15 protein-coding genes are annotated in these 17,349 nt (G+C 38.8%); 11 read left to right on the top strand and 4 right to left on the bottom strand.

The annotated features are described in order from the left end of the window. Positions 1-1,956 (bottom strand): M1 family metallopeptidase, encoded by a 1,956-nt coding sequence (locus tag G7B18_RS04100; RefSeq protein WP_164122113.1) that lies wholly within the window; start codon positions 1,954-1,956, stop codon positions 1-3. Continuing rightward, positions 1,956-2,306: a Spx/MgsR family RNA polymerase-binding regulatory protein gene (locus G7B18_RS04095; RefSeq protein ID WP_164108225.1), complete on the bottom strand. Its 351-nt coding sequence runs from the start codon at positions 2,304-2,306 to the stop codon at positions 1,956-1,958. Before G7B18_RS04095 ends, G7B18_RS04100 begins: the two co-directional genes overlap by 1 nt. A gap of 207 nt (positions 2,307-2,513) precedes the next feature. Between G7B18_RS04095 and fbaA the strand changes: the two genes are divergently transcribed. The 11 genes from fbaA (at position 2,514) to G7B18_RS04040 (ending at position 15,293) form a co-directional block, all read left to right on the top strand. Next, positions 2,514-3,593: a class II fructose-bisphosphate aldolase gene (fbaA, locus tag G7B18_RS04090; RefSeq protein WP_164108226.1), complete on the top strand. Its 1,080-nt coding sequence runs from the start codon at positions 2,514-2,516 to the stop codon at positions 3,591-3,593. Positions 3,594-3,763: 170 nt separating this feature from the next. Continuing rightward, positions 3,764-5,554, top strand: coding sequence for a translation elongation factor 4 (lepA, locus tag G7B18_RS04085; protein WP_164108264.1), 1,791 nt, complete (start codon positions 3,764-3,766; stop codon positions 5,552-5,554). A gap of 133 nt (positions 5,555-5,687) precedes the next feature. Then, complete coding sequence (locus tag G7B18_RS04080) at positions 5,688-6,575, top strand: bifunctional 5,10-methylenetetrahydrofolate dehydrogenase/5,10-methenyltetrahydrofolate cyclohydrolase (protein ID WP_164108265.1); 888 nt, start codon at positions 5,688-5,690, stop codon at positions 6,573-6,575. 199 nt (positions 6,576-6,774) lie between these two features. Further along, positions 6,775-7,293 (top strand): hypothetical protein, encoded by a 519-nt coding sequence (locus tag G7B18_RS04075; RefSeq protein ID WP_164122112.1) that lies wholly within the window; start codon positions 6,775-6,777, stop codon positions 7,291-7,293. A gap of 208 nt (positions 7,294-7,501) precedes the next feature. Beyond that, complete coding sequence (locus tag G7B18_RS04070; protein WP_164122111.1) at positions 7,502-7,951, top strand: 3-oxoacyl-ACP synthase; 450 nt, start codon at positions 7,502-7,504, stop codon at positions 7,949-7,951. Positions 7,952-8,057: 106 nt separating this feature from the next. Next, positions 8,058-9,527 (top strand): ATP-binding protein, encoded by a 1,470-nt coding sequence (locus tag G7B18_RS04065; RefSeq protein WP_164108268.1) that lies wholly within the window; start codon positions 8,058-8,060, stop codon positions 9,525-9,527. A 6-nt stretch (positions 9,528-9,533) separates the two neighbouring features. Then, on the top strand, positions 9,534-13,133 hold the full coding sequence (locus tag G7B18_RS04060) for a response regulator (protein WP_164122110.1): 3,600 nt from the start codon (positions 9,534-9,536) through the stop codon (positions 13,131-13,133). Between the two features lie 10 nt (positions 13,134-13,143). Next, positions 13,144-13,515: a response regulator gene (locus tag G7B18_RS04055; protein ID WP_164108548.1), complete on the top strand. Its 372-nt coding sequence runs from the start codon at positions 13,144-13,146 to the stop codon at positions 13,513-13,515. Next, complete coding sequence (locus G7B18_RS04050) at positions 13,515-14,336, top strand: CheR family methyltransferase (RefSeq protein ID WP_164122109.1); 822 nt, start codon at positions 13,515-13,517, stop codon at positions 14,334-14,336. Before G7B18_RS04055 ends, G7B18_RS04050 begins: the two co-directional genes overlap by 1 nt. A 5-nt stretch (positions 14,337-14,341) precedes the next feature. Further along, on the top strand, positions 14,342-14,911 hold the full coding sequence (locus tag G7B18_RS04045; protein WP_164108270.1) for a chemotaxis protein CheB: 570 nt from the start codon (positions 14,342-14,344) through the stop codon (positions 14,909-14,911). A gap of 22 nt (positions 14,912-14,933) precedes the next feature. Further along, complete coding sequence (locus G7B18_RS04040; protein ID WP_164108271.1) at positions 14,934-15,293, top strand: response regulator; 360 nt, start codon at positions 14,934-14,936, stop codon at positions 15,291-15,293. 207 nt (positions 15,294-15,500) lie between these two features. Here the strand turns inward: G7B18_RS04040 and G7B18_RS04035 are convergent, their stop codons facing one another. Further along, positions 15,501-16,175: a superoxide dismutase gene (locus G7B18_RS04035; protein WP_164108272.1), complete on the bottom strand. Its 675-nt coding sequence runs from the start codon at positions 16,173-16,175 to the stop codon at positions 15,501-15,503. Positions 16,176-16,292: 117 nt separating this feature from the next. Further along, complete coding sequence (locus tag G7B18_RS04030) at positions 16,293-17,312, bottom strand: hypothetical protein (protein ID WP_164108273.1); 1,020 nt, start codon at positions 17,310-17,312, stop codon at positions 16,293-16,295. Between the last annotated feature and the right edge of the window lie 37 nt (positions 17,313-17,349).

The raw sequence follows: 17,349 nt of genomic DNA, 5'->3' as shown, positions 1-17,349 counted from the left end.
TTAATTTGCTGGCCATGTGTTGTTATCTGGATTGGTGTCCGGAAAAACGCTACGTGGATCTAATTTTACTTGGGTGAGTTTTTCTGTGCTTTGGAGTTTGAACGTCCATTTGTTATTTCGTTCCCAAATTTCAACAGGGAGCTTAACAGTGATTTTTTTGCCGCTTTCAGTTGTAGCCTCTAATTCTACAGGCATAGGGAGCTTGTCCAGATTTTCTACCGTGACGATAGCTCCTTTTGCTGGGTCAAGCTCGATATAATGTACGTCTGTAATAGCTTGGTCCATCTGCCAATTGTTTTGAAACAGGCCTCGCCAAAACCAATTTAGATTCTCCCCGGTTTCATTCTCAATAGTCCGAAAGAAATCATTTGGTGATGGGTGTTTATAAGCCCAGTGTTCGATGTATTTACGAAAAGCCTTATCAAAGCGGTCTTTTCCGATGATTTCGTTCCTTAATAAATGTAGAGCAAAAGCGGGTTTGTAATAAACAAGGTATCCTATATTACGCTCTTTCATTGTTTGTGGACTGTTTATCACCGGTTCCAGTGCAGGGTTAAATAAAGCCAAAGATAGACTGTTTTTTTTGCCATACTTCATCGCATATTCTCCCTTATTAAAGACTTCTGTGGAGATGTCATTAATGAAGGTGTTAAAGCCTTCATCCATCCAGCCATGTAGTCTTTCATTGCTGCCTACGATCATTGGAAACCAGTTGTGCCCAAATTCATGATCCGTCACACCCCATAAGTTTCCTGCTTTGGCTTTATAGCCACAAAAAGAAAGTGCCGGGTACTCCATGCCGCCTACATTAGAAGCGACATTTACCGCGACAGGGTAGGGGTATTCAAACCATTTCTGCGAGTAATGTTCGATAGAGGCCTTTGTGTATTCTGTTGATCGTTCCCAAGCATTCCCGCCATTACTTTCTTTCGGGTAAGCGGACATCGCAAGGGCGGACTTTCCTGAAGGTAGTTTTATGCGGGCTGCATCAATAATAAAAGCAGGAGACGATGCCCAAGCGACGTCATGCGCATTTTTTAAATTATATTTCCATGTTAATTCCTTCTTGTTCGGACGGGAAGACTTTTGAGTAACTTCTCCTTCATTGCGTATCATCAGAGTACGGTCCGAAGTTTTTGCTGAATTATAACGCTGAAGTTGTTCTGTTGTCCAGACTTCTTCCGGATTTAATAGCTCGCCGCCTAATACAACGATATGGTTGGCCGGTGCGGTAATCTCTGCATCGTAATCTCCAAACTCTAGATAAAATTCTCCGGGTCCCGTGTAGGGATGGGTATTCCATCCTAAAATATCATCGAATACGCATACACGAGGATACCATTGGGCTATTGCATAAATTTTTCCATTAGTGGTGGGTAGAATGCCGGTACGGTCAGCACCATATTCAGGGATAGAAAACTCAAAATCCATACTTAACGTAATGGTTCCGCCTTTGGATTTTAGAGGCGCTGCCAAGTCTATACGCATCCGCGTATCGGATATGGTGTAGGAAGGCTTCTGATTCTGATCAGAAATCTTTATATTATTAATCTTATACCCACCCTCAAACTTGTTGTTTGAACTGCCGTAACGACTGTCAGTTAAAGGGATAGTGGCTTGTCCTCTCGACTCATTGCTAAAGAGGTTCTGGTCCAACTGAAGCCAAATAAAGTCTAGGTTCTCTGGACTATTGTTGGTATACTTGATCTGTACTGATCCTGAAATTCGATCCAATTGATCGTTGAGCTTTGCTTTTATAACATAGCTAGCGGCATTTTGCCAGTAAGCAGACCCTGGTTTACCACTTGCAGAGCGGTATTCTGTACCGTTTGAAGTGTAGAAGTTAGGTCCGAAAGCTTCTGAATAATTGTATGCACTCTTTTGCTGTGCAAAGGAAGGGATCGTAAGTGATGCCAAACCTATGTAAAGTAAATATTTGAATGTTTTACGAATCATTATTTTGACAGTTTTTCTTGATATAAAGTTTCATCAAATCCCAGTATTATATCATTACTTAGCTCGATAATGGGTCTTTTAATCATACTGTTGTTGCGTAGAAGTACCTGGTTTGCAGTATCAGCATCGATGACGTTGGCTTGTTCTTCAGGGCTTAGTTTTTTCCAGGTTGTCCCTTTTTTATTAACTAATTTTTCCCAATCGACACTTTTTTCCCAAGCTTCCAGTTTTTCAAGGGTAGCAGGTTCCTTTTTGTAATCGTGAAACGTGTAAGCAATTTGATTTTCATTCATCCAATCCAGAGCCTTTTTTACTGTATTGCAATTTTTGATTCCGTATATGTCCAGCATGCCGTATTTTAATTGAGTTTATATTTGTTAAACTTAGATAATTTTGATCTCATATGCAATAGAAATCTCTTCTGTAGCCGTGCTGTCAGGTGAGTCAAAGACAATTGATCGGGTTTTCTTAGTGTATTTTTTACACTACTATTTTCATTCTCATTTAAAACACTTAACTTTATCCAATCAAAGAAGTAAAACTAAAAGAAAAAAATCATGAGCCTAAAAGATTATAAAGGTGTACTAACCGGGGACCAAGTTCAAGAGTTGTTTGAAATCGCTAAAGAGCACAAGTTTGCCCTTCCAGCTGTAAACATAATAGGTACAAACTCTATCAATGCAGTAATGGAGACTGCAAAGGCAGTGAATTCACCGGTGATCATTCAATTGTCAAATGGTGGTGCTCAGTTTTATGCTGGAAAGTCTTTAAATAATGACGGACTGAAAGCTTGTATACTGGGAGCTGTCTCGGCTGCACAACATGTTCATTTGTTGGCAGAGCATTATGGTGTTGCTGTTATTTTGCATACAGACCATGCCGCCAAGAAATTGTTGCCTTGGATTGATGGTCTTTTGGATGCCGGCGAGAAGTTTTTTGCAGCAAACGGTAAGCCTTTGTTTTCTTCGCATATGTTAGATTTGTCAGAAGAGCCTATTGAAGAAAATATAGAAATTTCTAAACGCTATTTGGAGCGTATGAAGCCTCTAGGTATGACCATAGAAATCGAATTAGGAGTGACAGGTGGAGAAGAAGATGGGGTAGATAACTCGGATGTGGATAGCTCCAAATTATATACACAGCCAGAAGAGGTAGCTTATGCTTATGAAGAGTTGTCAAAAGTTTCTGATAAATTTACAGTAGCGGCTGCTTTTGGTAATGTGCATGGTGTGTACAAACCAGGAAATGTAAAGTTACAACCTGTGATTTTACAGAATTCGCAAGACCATATTCGTGAAAAATATAGCCTGACAGCAGATAAGCCAGTTAATTTCGTATTCCACGGTGGATCAGGGTCATCTCCAGAGGAAATTGCGGAAGCAATTTCGTATGGTGCGATCAAGATGAATATCGATACGGATATGCAATGGGCATTCTGGGACGGTGTACGGGGTTACGAAGCAAAGAATCATGATTATCTACAGGGACAAATTGGAAGTCCTGAGGGAACTGATTCGCCAAATAAAAAGTATTATGATCCACGTGTGTGGTTGCGTAAGGGCGAAGAGGCTTTTGTAACGAGATTGACTCAGGCTTTTGAAGAATTAAACGCAGTCAATGTAAATAGTAAATTGTAAATCCTTTGTTTATAAAATAGGCAAAAGGCTATCCTTCATTGGGGTAGCCTTTTTTTGGAAAAATGGTCTCCGATTAAAAAAAGAATCGTTAAAAAACAAGCTTTTTCAAAAAAAAAAGTCACTTAAATACAGTATATTTGCCGTTTATAAAAAGAAGGCATAAAACCTATATGAAGCATATACGCAATTTTTGTATAATAGCACATATCGACCACGGAAAGAGTACCTTGGCAGATAGATTATTGGAATATACGAATACAATCTCCCAACGTGAAGCGCAGGCACAGCTGTTGGATAATATGGATTTGGAAAGGGAGAGAGGGATTACCATCAAGAGTCACGCTATTCAGATGGACTATGTTCAAGATGGACAGCAATACATCTTTAATCTCATTGATACTCCGGGACACGTTGATTTTTCTTACGAAGTATCCAGATCTATCGCTGCGTGTGAAGGTGCTTTATTAATTGTGGATGCATCTCAAGGAATACAGGCTCAAACTATTTCCAATCTGTATCTTGCGATGGAGCATGATCTGGAGATTATTCCTGTATTGAACAAGATGGACTTGCCTGGTGCTATGCCGGAAGAGGTTAAAGATCAAATTATCGATCTTATCGGCGGTAAAAGAGAAGATATTATCCCTGCATCTGGAAAAACAGGTCTGGGAATACCTGACATCTTACGAGCAATCGTAGAACGGGTTCCTGCTCCGGTAGGAGATCCAGATGGACCTTTACAGGCTCTGATTTTTGATTCTGTTTTTAATTCTTTCAGAGGGATTATGGCTTACTTTAAAGTGGAGAATGGTGAAATCAGAAAAGGAGATAAAGTCAAATTTGTTGCTACCGGTAAAGAGTACTATGCAGATGAAGTTGGTACTTTGAAATTGAACCAAGTCGCTAAAGATGTGATTAAGACAGGTGATGTCGGTTATATCGTCTCTGGTATTAAGGAAGCGCGCGAAGTAAAAGTGGGTGATACAATCACGCATAAAGATCGCCCATGTCAGAATGCAATCCAAGGATTTGAAGAGGTGAAGCCCATGGTTTTTGCCGGTATCTACCCTGTCGATACGGAAGATTATGAAGAGTTGCGCGAGTCCATGCATCGATTACAATTAAACGATGCTTCTTTGGTCTTTGAGCCAGAGTCTTCTGCAGCTTTAGGATTTGGTTTCCGTTGTGGTTTCTTAGGTATGCTGCATATGGAGATTATCCAAGAGCGCTTAGAAAGAGAGTTTGATATGACGGTGATCACTACTGTTCCCAACGTATCTTACCGTGCATTCCTAAGTAAGGATAAAGAGGAAGTGGTCGTTCATAACCCATCAGACCTGCCTGATCCGAGTAAATTGGACTCCATTGAAGAACCTTATATCAAAGCTAATATAATTACCAAGGCAGAGTTTGTGGGCCCTGTAATGTCTCTGTGTATCCAAAAGAGGGGTACGATAATGAATCAATCTTATTTGACATCAGATCGTGTAGAATTGGTTTTCGAGATGCCTATGGGAGAGATCGTGTTTGATTTTTATGATAAGTTGAAAACGATTTCAAAAGGATACGCTTCATTCGACTACCATCAGATTGGTTACCGCACTTCGGATTTGGTGAAGTTGGATATACGACTGAATGATGAACCGGTCGATGCATTGTCCTCGTTGATTCACAGAAGTAATGCTTATGATTTTGGTAAAAAAATCTGTGAGAAATTAAAAGAATTATTGCCTAGACAACAGTTTGAAATCCGGATCCAAGCTTCTATCGGAGCAAAGATCATTGCCAGAGAGACTATATCCGCTCTACGTAAAGACGTAACTGCAAAATGTTACGGAGGTGATATCTCCCGTAAACGTAAGTTGTTGGAAAAACAGAAAAAAGGAAAAAAACGGATGCGTCAGGTAGGTAACGTCGAGATTCCTCAGTCGGCGTTTATGGCAGTGTTGAAATTAGACTAAAAAGAGTTATAAGGTTAAGAGATTAAAAGTTAGAAAATCAACGGGCACGGAGCGAGGATGAAAGACTATATGAGTACTCAAATCTCCTGTTTAAATACGGTATCTAACTACTAAATACGAACTACTAAGTACTATGAATATATTAGACGGTAAAGAAGTATCTGCAAAGATTAAAGAAGATATAAAAGTTGAAGCCGCGGCTTTCACCGCTGCTGCTGGAAGAAAGCCTCATCTTGTTGCTATTTTAGTAGGAAATGATGGCGGTAGTGAAACTTACGTAGCCAGTAAAATGAGAAACTGTGAACTGGTAGGTTTTGAGTCAACTAATATCCGTTATGATGTTGCTGTTTCTGAAGCGGAATTGATCGCTAAAATTCAGGAAATAAATGCAGATCCTACTATTGATGGATTGATTGTACAGTTGCCTTTACCAGCTCATATTGACCCGGATAAGGTAACGGAGGCTATCGATCATAGAAAGGATGTTGATGGTTTCCATCCCATTAATTTAGGTCGGATGCAGCGTAATTTGCCATGCTTCATTCCTGCAACACCTTATGGTATTATGTTGATGCTTTCGCATTATGGTATTGACACAGCAGGAAAACATGCTGTGGTTGTAGGGAGAAGCAATATCGTCGGTTCGCCAATGAGTATCCTGTTGGCTAGAAATAGTAATCCCGGAAATTGTACAGTTACTTTGACGCATAGTAGAACAAAAGATCTTAAGACAGAGGTTTTGCGTGGCGATATCATTGTTGCAGCGATAGGTAAAAAGAACTTTGTAACGGCTGATATGGTGAAGGAAGGAGCGATCGTAATCGATGTGGGAATCAATAGAGAAAACTCTACAGAAACAAAGTCTGGTTTTAAGCTCTACGGTGATGTTGATTTTGATAATGTAGCGGCAAAAGCTTCATGGATTACCCCTGTACCAGGTGGAGTAGGATTAATGACTATCGTCGGTTTGCTAAAAAATACATTAGAAGCTGCAAAGGGTACAATTTATCCCAAATTTTAGTTTTTTGATTTAGAAATTCACCCCTTACAATCCGGGTAGCATGTACCTATTGGGTAGAATGGTAAGAGTTTTGTTTTGGCACACAAATTGAGTATTTAGTAGCGTTAACTAAACTCATTTGTATGGATCATGCGTCGATCGTATTCTAGAAGATATCGGTATAGCTGATAGATCCATCGCCATTTAAAATTTATATCTAATGAAAAAAAATGTATTATTAGCAGTGGTAGCCGGAGCAATAACATTTGCATCGTGCAACAATTCTCCTTCTAAGGACAAAAATGCGGACAGTGAGGTTACAGCAGGTGAACAATTGGATCACTCTTTGAACAAGATGGATCAAATATCCGAAGATGCTGCAGCGAAGGCAGAAGCGGATTATAATAAAGCTAAGGCCGATCTAGAGGCAGCTGTCGCCAAAGGTGACAAGCAAGCGGAAGAAACTGCGCGCAAAACCCTTGCAGATGCTGAGGCTGCATGGAATAAAGCCAAAGAAGCATTGAAAGATGCTGGCCAAAAGGTGGAGTCTGGTGTTACGAATGCGGTAGACGCTACGAAAGATGCAGCAAAAAAGACAGGCGCTGCGATCGAAAATTCTGCTGATGAGGCTGGAGAAAAGTTGAAAGATGCTGGTGCGAAAGCTGAAAATGCTGTTAAAGAAACAGCGAATGAAGCGGAGAGAAAAGCTAAAAACGTAAAAGAAGCTTTGAAAAACTAGACTTACAAATACAATGAAATTTGTGAACGCCCGTGTTAATCGGGCGTTCATCGTTTATAATAGTGGTGATATGTAATGAAATATCCATGGAGCAGTTCTGCGCAAATACGAATGACCGCGAAGCAGCATGCACACCCTTTCGTTATAAAAGCGTGCATAATATAGTTTGGATATTCCATATGACAGATAAAAAACAAGTTATATACATATGAATAGAGAAGATATATTAGAGGCATGTTTTGAATATGTACAGAATAGAATTAAGGAAATTACCTTGGCTATAGATTCTGCGAACAACTCCCTGTTGGAAGATACGAAAAGTAGTGCCGGGGATAAATATGAAACAAGTAGAGAGATGATTCAGCAGGATTTAAGTCGATTTCAACAACAGTTGAGCTTAGCTAATGAAGATCTACAGAGCCTTGAACGAATTAAGCATACTTATCAAGCCTCATCTGTTTTGTCTATTGGTAGTTTAGTTGAGGTTAATAAGAGTACTTGGTATCTTATAGCGGTAAGTATCGGTCGTCTACCAATGTGTCCTGATTTATATGTCGTTTCTCCAAAGTCTCCAATAGGTAAATTGTTTTTAGGTAAAGCGCTAGGAGATAATATAATGTTTAACAATCAATCTTTTATTATCAACCAAGTTTTATAGGTGCTAGGTTCGATTCTTTTTCTTTTTTTTATTATTTTGGTAGAGGCTTCTCCTGCATGTAGCATATATGGCCTTTAATTGAAATAGAACAACTAATTGTTTATCGATGATTTTGATTGTGGATGATAAGCCAGAAAATATTTTTTCGCTTAGGAGCTTATTAGAATCGAAGAGTTTTGATGTGGATACTGCGCTTTCTGGGGAGGAAGCTTTAAAAAAGGTCTTGAAAATAGATTATGCGTTGATCATCCTCGATGTTCAGATGCCTGGAATGGATGGATTTGAAGTCGCAGAGATATTGGCTGGATATAGTAAAACAAAGGAAATCCCTATTATTTTCTTATCGGCAGTCAACACCGATAAAAAATTCATAGCGAAAGGTTATGCTTCAGGAGGTATTGATTATATTACTAAACCTGTAGATCCTGATATACTGATGCTCAAAGTAAAGACTTTTTACCGATTGTATGAGCAGACTTTAGCCTTGAATGAGGTGAAGCGTAAATTGCAACTTGAGGTTGAGAGTAGAAAGAAAGCGCAGGAAGAACTGAAAGTAAAAGTAGACTTCTTTCATACTGTTCTGGAAGCTATTCCACAGATAGCATTTACCGCAGACTCTTCGGGAGAGATTACTTTTGTTAATGAAAATTGGTTTAAATATGCAAAGACAGCTATAGATTTTCCTGAAATTCATATCGATGATACTTCGATCGATACATTTTATGAAGAAAATATAAAATCAGGTGAACCTTTTGAAGCTGAAGTACGTATCCGAAATGTCGATACAAAGGTATATCGTTTTCACTTGCTTCGAATCATACCTGTTAAGGAAGGAGTTGAGAGAAACAGCTGGGTTGGTACGTTTACTGATATTGAAGATCAAAAGCAGATCGAGAATAAGAAGGATGAATTTTTAAGTATTGCTAGTCATGAGTTGAAAACACCCCTGACCAGTATAAAGGCTTACATTCAACTTTTGGAAAGATTGATTGTCTCGACAGGAAATGAACAGGTTTCTACATATATCCATCGTGCACAAGATCAAGTAATTAAATTAGAGAGTCTTATTGCTGATCTTCTTGATATTTCTAAGATAGAGAACGGTAAGCTAAAGGTTAACTGTAGACCTTTTGATTTAGAATCTTTGGTTGTTAATGCCATAGACACCATCTCACATACACATCAACATGTAGCTATTCGCATCGAGCGCGAGGGCGAGCCTTTTGTAGATGAAGTTAACGCAGATGCAATCCGTATTGAGCAAGTACTGATCAATTTCTTGACGAATGCCATAAAATATTCTCCAGGATCTGAAAAGGTATTGGTTAAAACCGAACAACGTGATTCGCATGCATATATTGCAGTTCAGGATTTTGGAATAGGTATTCCCAAAGAGAAGCAGGACTATGTTTTTTCGAAATTCTACCGGGTCGAAGAATCATCTGTTAAGTTTCAGGGATTAGGGATTGGACTGTATATCTGCGCTGAAATAGTGAGGCAGCATAAAGGTACTTACGGTGTCAATAGCGTAAGTGGAGAAGGAACTACTTTTTATTTCAGTATACCATTAAATTAAGGAAGGATGCCTAAACAAATTATCAGAAAATTACAGATAGGTTTCGGAATCTCATTGCTTGTTCTTATTGCAAGTTCGACGGCTTCTTATATCAGTATTAAAAAGCAGATTGATAACCGGAATCAATTGGTCACTACACAACAATTGATTCAATCTGTAAATCATATTCTTATTGATCTTCAGAATGCGGAAACTGGACAGCGGGGATTCTATCTCACCAATAAGGAGTCTTTTTTAGAACCATATTTGAAGAGCCAAGCCTCATTGCCTCAATCCTTTCGTGACGCGAGATCATTGCTGTCTAAAGAATCAAATCAAGGGCTACGTTTGGATAGCCTATCATCTTTGGTAGACACGAGAATGTCTATTTTAGGCAAATGGGAAAAGCAAAAGAGGGCAGGCATAAATATAGCATCTGAACAACTGGAAGAGGGCAAGGTCTATATGGACAGTTGCCGGAATCTGATAGAGCGGTTTTTAACAGCTGAACATGTTGTCTTAAAGAAGCAAAATGCAGAACTGGACAGCTCTTCTAATATTACCTCTATATTTATTGTGATAGCCGCAATTTTCTCTTTGTTAATCACTATCGTATTTTATATGCAGATTCGTGGTGAATTCAGAAGGCGTGAAAAACTTCAGAACATACTTAAAGAGAAGGATGAGGAAATGAGAACCAGAGTCCGAATGATCGAACAGATTGCTAAGAGAGTTTCTGCTGGAGATTATTCTGTGCGGGTTGATGATGCTGAAAAAGATGAGTTGGGCAGTTTAGCAAATTCGCTTAATGGAATGACAATTTCGCTAGATAATGCATTTGGAAAAATACATGATAATGAGTGGAAGCAAACTGGATTGGCACTCCTAAATGAAGTTCTAGTGGGAAATAAAAATGAACGTATGATCGCGGAAGATGCGTTAGCTCATTTAATTAACTATGGGCGTTGCATTAATGGTGCTTTATATTTATTAGATAAGAATCAGTTAGTGTTGCGAAGTTATTATGGGTTAGAGGGGCAGATGCGTGAGAATTTGAAATTTGGCGAAGGGATTGTGGGGCAAGTCTTTTTGGACAAGCGTATTAAACTTTTGGAGGATATTGATAACTCGGAGTTTACGGTTAGTTTTACGAACGGACAGTTGAAACTAAAGCATATCTTATGGTTACCATTGATGCTGGAGGGACAATGCTATGGTGTGTTTGAATTGGGCACATTTGATAAATTTGAAGCGTTAACTGTTTCGTTTTTTGAAGAAGCAGGTAGAATTATAGCTTTGGAGTTATTGGCTGCTCATGGAAGAAATAAGGTCCAAAATTTATTAGAAGAGACGCAAGCCCAGTCGGAAGAACTGCAAACGCAACATAGTGAGTTGGAAAATCTAAACACTGAGCTAGAAGCCCAAGCACAAAAACTGCAGGCCTCTGAAGAAGAGCTTCGTGTACAGCAAGAGGAACTGTTACAGAGTAATCAAGAACTTGAAGAGCGATCCAAGCTGTTGGAAGAGAAGAATGAGCTCATTGCTTCAAGGAATGAAGAAATTCAAAAGAAAGCCGAGGAATTGGCTCTCACCACGAAATATAAATCAGAGTTTTTGGCTAATATGTCTCATGAGCTACGCACGCCGCTAAATTCTATTTTATTGCTTTCACGCTTGTTGTCCGAAAATGTCGAAGAGAATCTGACAGATGAACAAGTGGAATCCGCTAATGTCATTCAGAGTTCAGGAACAGGACTATTAACGCTGATAGATGAAATTTTGGATCTTTCTAAGATTGAAGCGGGAAAAATGGATCTCGAATATCAACAAGTTAGTATCTCGGCACTTTGTAAGGAATTAGAAAGTCTATTTCGCCCATTGGTACAGGAGAAAGGAATCGACTTGTCTATCGATATAGATGATAGTATTCCTGATATTATCGAGACCGATAAACTTAGGTTGGAACAAGTACTTCGAAACTTATTATCTAATGCGATTAAATTTACAATTGAAGGTGGTGTCTCGTTTCGAGTGAGCTCATGTCGTACCAATTCCAATTTTATTCAATTTGCTGTAAAGGATACGGGTATCGGTATTAGCCCGGATAATCAAAAATTGATTTTTGAAGCCTTTCAACAAGCAGATGGTTCGACAAGAAGAAAATTTGGTGGGACCGGGCTTGGTCTTTCTATCAGTAGGGAGATCATGCGTCTACTTGGGGGAGAGATTACTTTAGTGAGTAAGCCGGAGGAAGGAAGTACTTTTACGATTGCAATCCCGCTGGACAAAAGCAAGACGGTTGTAGTCGATTCTGCAGATATAGAATTGGTACCGCAGGAGCCTGTGTCCACAGTTGAGGATCCTATCGCTATTGATTCTTTATCATATCGTACGATAGAGATACCGGAAGATGTAGCTGATGATCGAGATAACATCCGAGAGGGAGATAAATTGATTTTGATTGTTGAAGATGATACAAATTTTGCAAAGGCATTGTTGAAATATACGAGACAACAAAAATATAAGGGTATTGTATTGGTAAGAGGTGATCTTGTCTTGGAAATAGCCGATAAATATCAGCCCTTGGCAATTTTGTTAGATATTCAGTTGCCGATAAAAGACGGTTGGCAGGTTATGGATGATTTGAAAAATAATTCTAAAACACGGCATATTCCTGTTCATATGATGTCTTCGCTCAGAATGAAACGCGAGAGCTTGATGAAAGGGGCTATAGATTTTATCAATAAGCCTATCGCTATTGAGGAGATTGGACGGATTTTCGAACGGATTGAGGACGCGCTAAACCGAAATCCCAAAAAAGTACTTATTGTAGAGGAAAACGAAAAACACGCTACCGCTCTATCCTATTTTTTGAGCAATTTCAATATTCAATCGGAGATCAAGGAAAATGTTTCTGAGACAGTAGATGCATTGCTGTCAGAAGATGTAAATTGTGTGATATTGGATATGGGAATTCCTGATAAGATCGGGTATCAAACATTGGAAGCAATTAAAGCTAATCCAGGTCTAGAGAACCTGCCCATTATTGTATTTACAGGTAAGCAATTGTCACAGATTGAAGAGTTAAAAATCAAACAGTTTGCAGATTCTATTGTTGTAAAAACGGCGCACTCATTCCAGCGTATTCTTGATGAAGTAGGGTTGTTTTTACATTTGGTTGAAGAGAATAATGGACATGTCGAAAAGAAACGGATCAATAAATTAGGCTCTTTGAGTGAAGTGTTGGTCGGTAAGACCGTATTGGTCGCAGACGACGATGTTCGTAACATTTTTTCATTGACCAAGACATTAGAACCTTATCAGATGGAAGTTCTGTCTGCGACCAATGGTAAAGAAGCATTGGATGTAGTAAAGCAAAATCCGAATATTGCTGTCGTGTTGATGGATATGATGATGCCCGAGATGGATGGCTACGAAACGATAAGGGAAATCAGGAAAATGCCTGCGTTTGCCCGGTTACCAATAATAGCGGTCACGGCTAAGGCAATGATCGGGGATCGTGAAAAATGTATTCAAGCAGGGGCTTCGGACTATATTTCGAAACCTGTTGATAAGGATCAATTGCTTTCCTTATTGCGCGTATGGTTGTATGAATCTAAAGTATGATTTGTTGGAAATGGAAATCAAAAACTTGATATTGATAGTTGACGATGATGTGCGTAATATTTTCGCACTTGAGCTTACATTAAAAGCTAAAGGATATAAAGTTATATCATGCCAAGATGCTAGAGAAGCGCTACAAATAATTGAAGAAAATAATCAACTTGGATTGGTCTTGATGGATATGATGATGCCTGATATGGATGGGTATGAAGCGATAAGCACGGTTAGAAACTCTGCTAAATATCCCAAAATTCCAATGATAGCTGTGACAGCTCAAGCAATGAGTGGTGATCGGGAGAAATGTATTGCATCGGGAGCGAATGATTATGTTTCAAAGCCGATACAGGTGGATGTTTTGTTGGATGTAATAAAAAAGTGGATGTGATGCTGGAACCGGATATCTTGAAAGACGAAGAAATCAATTTGTTACTTAATGATGTAGCAACACTGTATGGCTATGATTTTACACAGTATAGCCAGGCTTCTCTCAAGAGACGGTTGAATAGAATTTGCCTTGTTGATCGTTTTTCGAGTTTTGCGGAGCTACGGTATCGGGTCGTTAATGACAGTTCATACTTACAGCGATTTATTGAAGAAATCACTGTAAATGTGACCGAAATGTTTAGGGATCCGAGCTTTCATAAAATGCTCCGACAAGAGGTGATGCCCAGGCTTGGAACCTATCCATTGATCCGTATCTGGATCGCTGGATGCTCCACCGGAGAAGAGGCGTATTCGATTGCAATATTGCTTAAAGAGGCAAATCTGTATCATAAATCATTGATGTATGCTACGGATATTAATCCTACTGTCCTAGAAAAAGCCGCTAATGGAATATTTCCATTGAATCAGATGAAATTATACTCGGAAAATTATATTCTCTCTGGAGGAAAGAATGACTTTTCCCAGTATTACGTCGCTGGGTATGAGTTTGCTAAATTTGACTCTTCATTGAGCGAAAGAATGATATTTTCCACGCATAACTTGGTTTCGGATAGTTCTTTTAATGAATTTCAATTGATATTATGTCGAAATGTTTTGATTTATTTTGACAAGAACCTACAGGAGCGTGTGTTTAGAGTTTTTGACGAAAGTCTTCAAAATCTAGGGTATCTGGCTTTAGGTACAAAAGAAACGTTACGCTTTTCGAGCATAGAGGGGCGGTACAGACAGGTTAGTGAAGAGAAAATTTGGAGAAAGCACTGAAATATATGACAGGTAGATCAAAAGTTGTGTTAATTGGTGGATCCGCAGGAAGCATACATGTACTTCTTGGGATCTTACCTCAGCTTGATCCCAATTCTTTGCTGAGTATCATTATAATTTTGCATCGAAAGGCGTACCCTGAAAGTACCTTGAGTATGCTACTGAATGCCTATAGCACGTTGCCTGTAGTAGAAGTGACTGATAAAATGAATTTAGAGAAAGGTAAAGTCTATTTGGCTCCGGCGGACTATCATTTGCTGTTTGAACGTGATGGATCGATGTCCTTAGATGTTTCGGAAAAGGTCAATTTCTCCAGACCTTCAATCGATGTTTCTTTTTATTCGGCGGCACAGGTATTTGGAGCTGATGCAGTCGCTCTGTTATTGTCGGGGGCAAATAGCGATGGGGTTGAAGGTTTATCTTATATCTTACAATATGGAGGTGTGATCTGTGTACAGGAGCCTAGCACGGCGGAGGTTGATTTTATGCCTAAACAGGCGTTGCAGCAATTACGGGTCGATAATGTATTGATTCCTTCAGATATGGCTGCTTATATTAATAATTTAGGAGAGTAAAATTTAAAAAGGAGATCTATTTATGAGTAAGAAAATCATGATTTTTGATGACGATAAGACGATATTGAGTATTTTCTCTATTGTTTTAGAAGCCTCTGGATATACTGTAGAGATTTCCGAGACATCACATGATATTATTGAGCGAGTAGAAGTGGCAATGCCTGATGTTATAATAATGGACAATTGGATTCCAGATATTGGTGGTATTGAAGCAACGCAACTATTGAAAAACAATTCTAAATTTAAACATATTCCTGTTGTGTATTGTTCTGCGAATAGTGATATAGAATCATTAGCGAATAGGGCAGGAGCTGAAGCCTATCTGCCTAAACCATTTGACTTAGTGGACCTGGAACAGACAATCGAGCGATTGGTACGTTAGTTGTTAAGCTAGAAATATGAGATCAAATACAATCAATAGTAATTAGAAATCATTTATGCGGGTAATTAGCTCCGTATCTGTCTAATAAAATGTATCCAAGAGGATATATGGCACTTGGAGCGACTACTGCTTAAACCAGAAACACTTGTGTTTAGTGACTCCATACATAAAGAAGGCATCCCTAAGGGATGCCTTCTTTATGTATGCTTATTTTTTCAAAGCTTTTTCGTATCTGTTGCTTACTTCTTTCCAGTTGATAATGCTCCAGATTGAAGCCAAGTAGTCAGCGCGTTTGTTTTGATATTTTAAATAATAAGCGTGTTCCCAGACATCCAATCCAAGAATTGGCGTTCCTTTTTCTTCAACAACATCCATTAGTGGGTTATCTTGGTTAGCAGTAGAGCTAACAAATAACTTACCGTTTTTATCAACGGCTAACCATGACCAACCTGATCCAAAACGAGCAGCTCCAGCAGCATTTATTTTTTCTTTCATGGCATCAATAGAACCGAAAGTTTCTGTGATTGCTTTTGCTAGTTTGTCGGAAGGTTTTGTGTTTTTCTCTGGTGTTAAGATCGTCCAGAAAAGCTCGTGGTTATAGTGCCCACCACCATTGTTTCTCACGGCTGCACTTTGTCCCGAAATTTTGGATAAAAGTGTTTCGATGCTTTCTTTTTCAGTTGCTGTTCCTGCTATTGCTTTATTAAGATTGGCTGTATAGGCTGCTGCGTGTTTTGAATAATGGATCTCCATGGTTTTTGCATCAATTGATTCTTCGAATGCATTGTATCCATATGGCAAGGGAGTCTGTTTAAACTGTGCAAAAGTAAATTGTGCGGAGAACAATGCCGCAGCAAATAAAGCTGTTTTAACTAGTTTCATGAGTTTTTAGTTTTAATTATATCCAATATTACCAATATCAATGTTAATTAGCGATTAAGATTGATCTTTCATGTCGTTTTTCGACAAAAATATTACATTAACGGTGTCCTTTACTTATTATAGTTTTTCGATTTCGAGCGAGAGTGCCATCAGTTCTTGCTTTAGTAAATTAATATGGGACTCTACTTGATCATACATATCCGCACGGTTATTGAGCTGGTCCGCATTATATTTACCGCCTTTTCCGAAATATAATCCATCCAGTTGCTCTTTGTCATCATCTTCATCAATTTGACCAAAATTTTTCCATTTTTCGATTATCTGAAGCCGTACCGATTTACTTTCGGTAACATTAGGATCGGCATAGTTGAGATAGTACCAGATAAACGGAGGAAAGTTTGTAGAAGTATCGCTACCGAGCCATACATCCTTCAAGGCATTTCGTTCGTGGTAAAAATCAATTTTACGTTTATTAAATAACATTAATAGACCCAGAGAGGCTTCAGCGATACCTGTGGTTATACCTATGGTATTACTGACTCGCTCGTTACTGATGGTCCCGCCGGTCGCGATAGCACCACTGGCACCGATGACAATAGCGCTAATGGTTAATCTTGATTCCAGGTCACTTTGTTTGCCTTCTAAAAAGTTGGCTATTTGACTGGTACGTTCTTCTTCACAGTCCATTTCCGAAGAGACGGCCGATACGATCAACGAAGCATTATTTATTTTCTGAAAGATGTCCAGTTTTAAACTAACCCTATCTAGTTTCTGTTCGACAGATGCGACGTTGTTGTGTTCTTTGGTGTTGGCATATTTAGTCAACTGGTCTATAATACCAATAGCATTTGCTATATTAAGACTCTTTCTCGATATTTTGGAGTTGAGCACACTATCTATTTGTAATTGATAGAGTGGGGTCGGTAAATCATTTTCACTATAACTGTATATATTTTGTTGATTGCAGTTGCTGTGTCTCAATTGGGAAGAGAAAGAAGAATTATTGTAGGAAGCGCAGGCGCCTAACAGTAGTGTGAAGGAAATAAAAATTATCCGGATAGTTTTGTTCCACAAGGAAAATTGAATTGTACGATAGCGCTGTCCTCGCACGTTGGGATGATTTCCTTTTAAGTTCATAATATTCGATATCTAAGTTGATATAAATGTAAACTTT

This window comes from Sphingobacterium sp. xlx-130 (assembly GCF_011007405.1).
GTDB lineage: Bacteria > Bacteroidota > Bacteroidia > Sphingobacteriales > Sphingobacteriaceae > Sphingobacterium > Sphingobacterium luzhongxinii.
The sequence above is the reverse complement of the archived record's forward strand: the minus strand, read 5'-3'. Positions and strand labels throughout refer to the sequence as shown.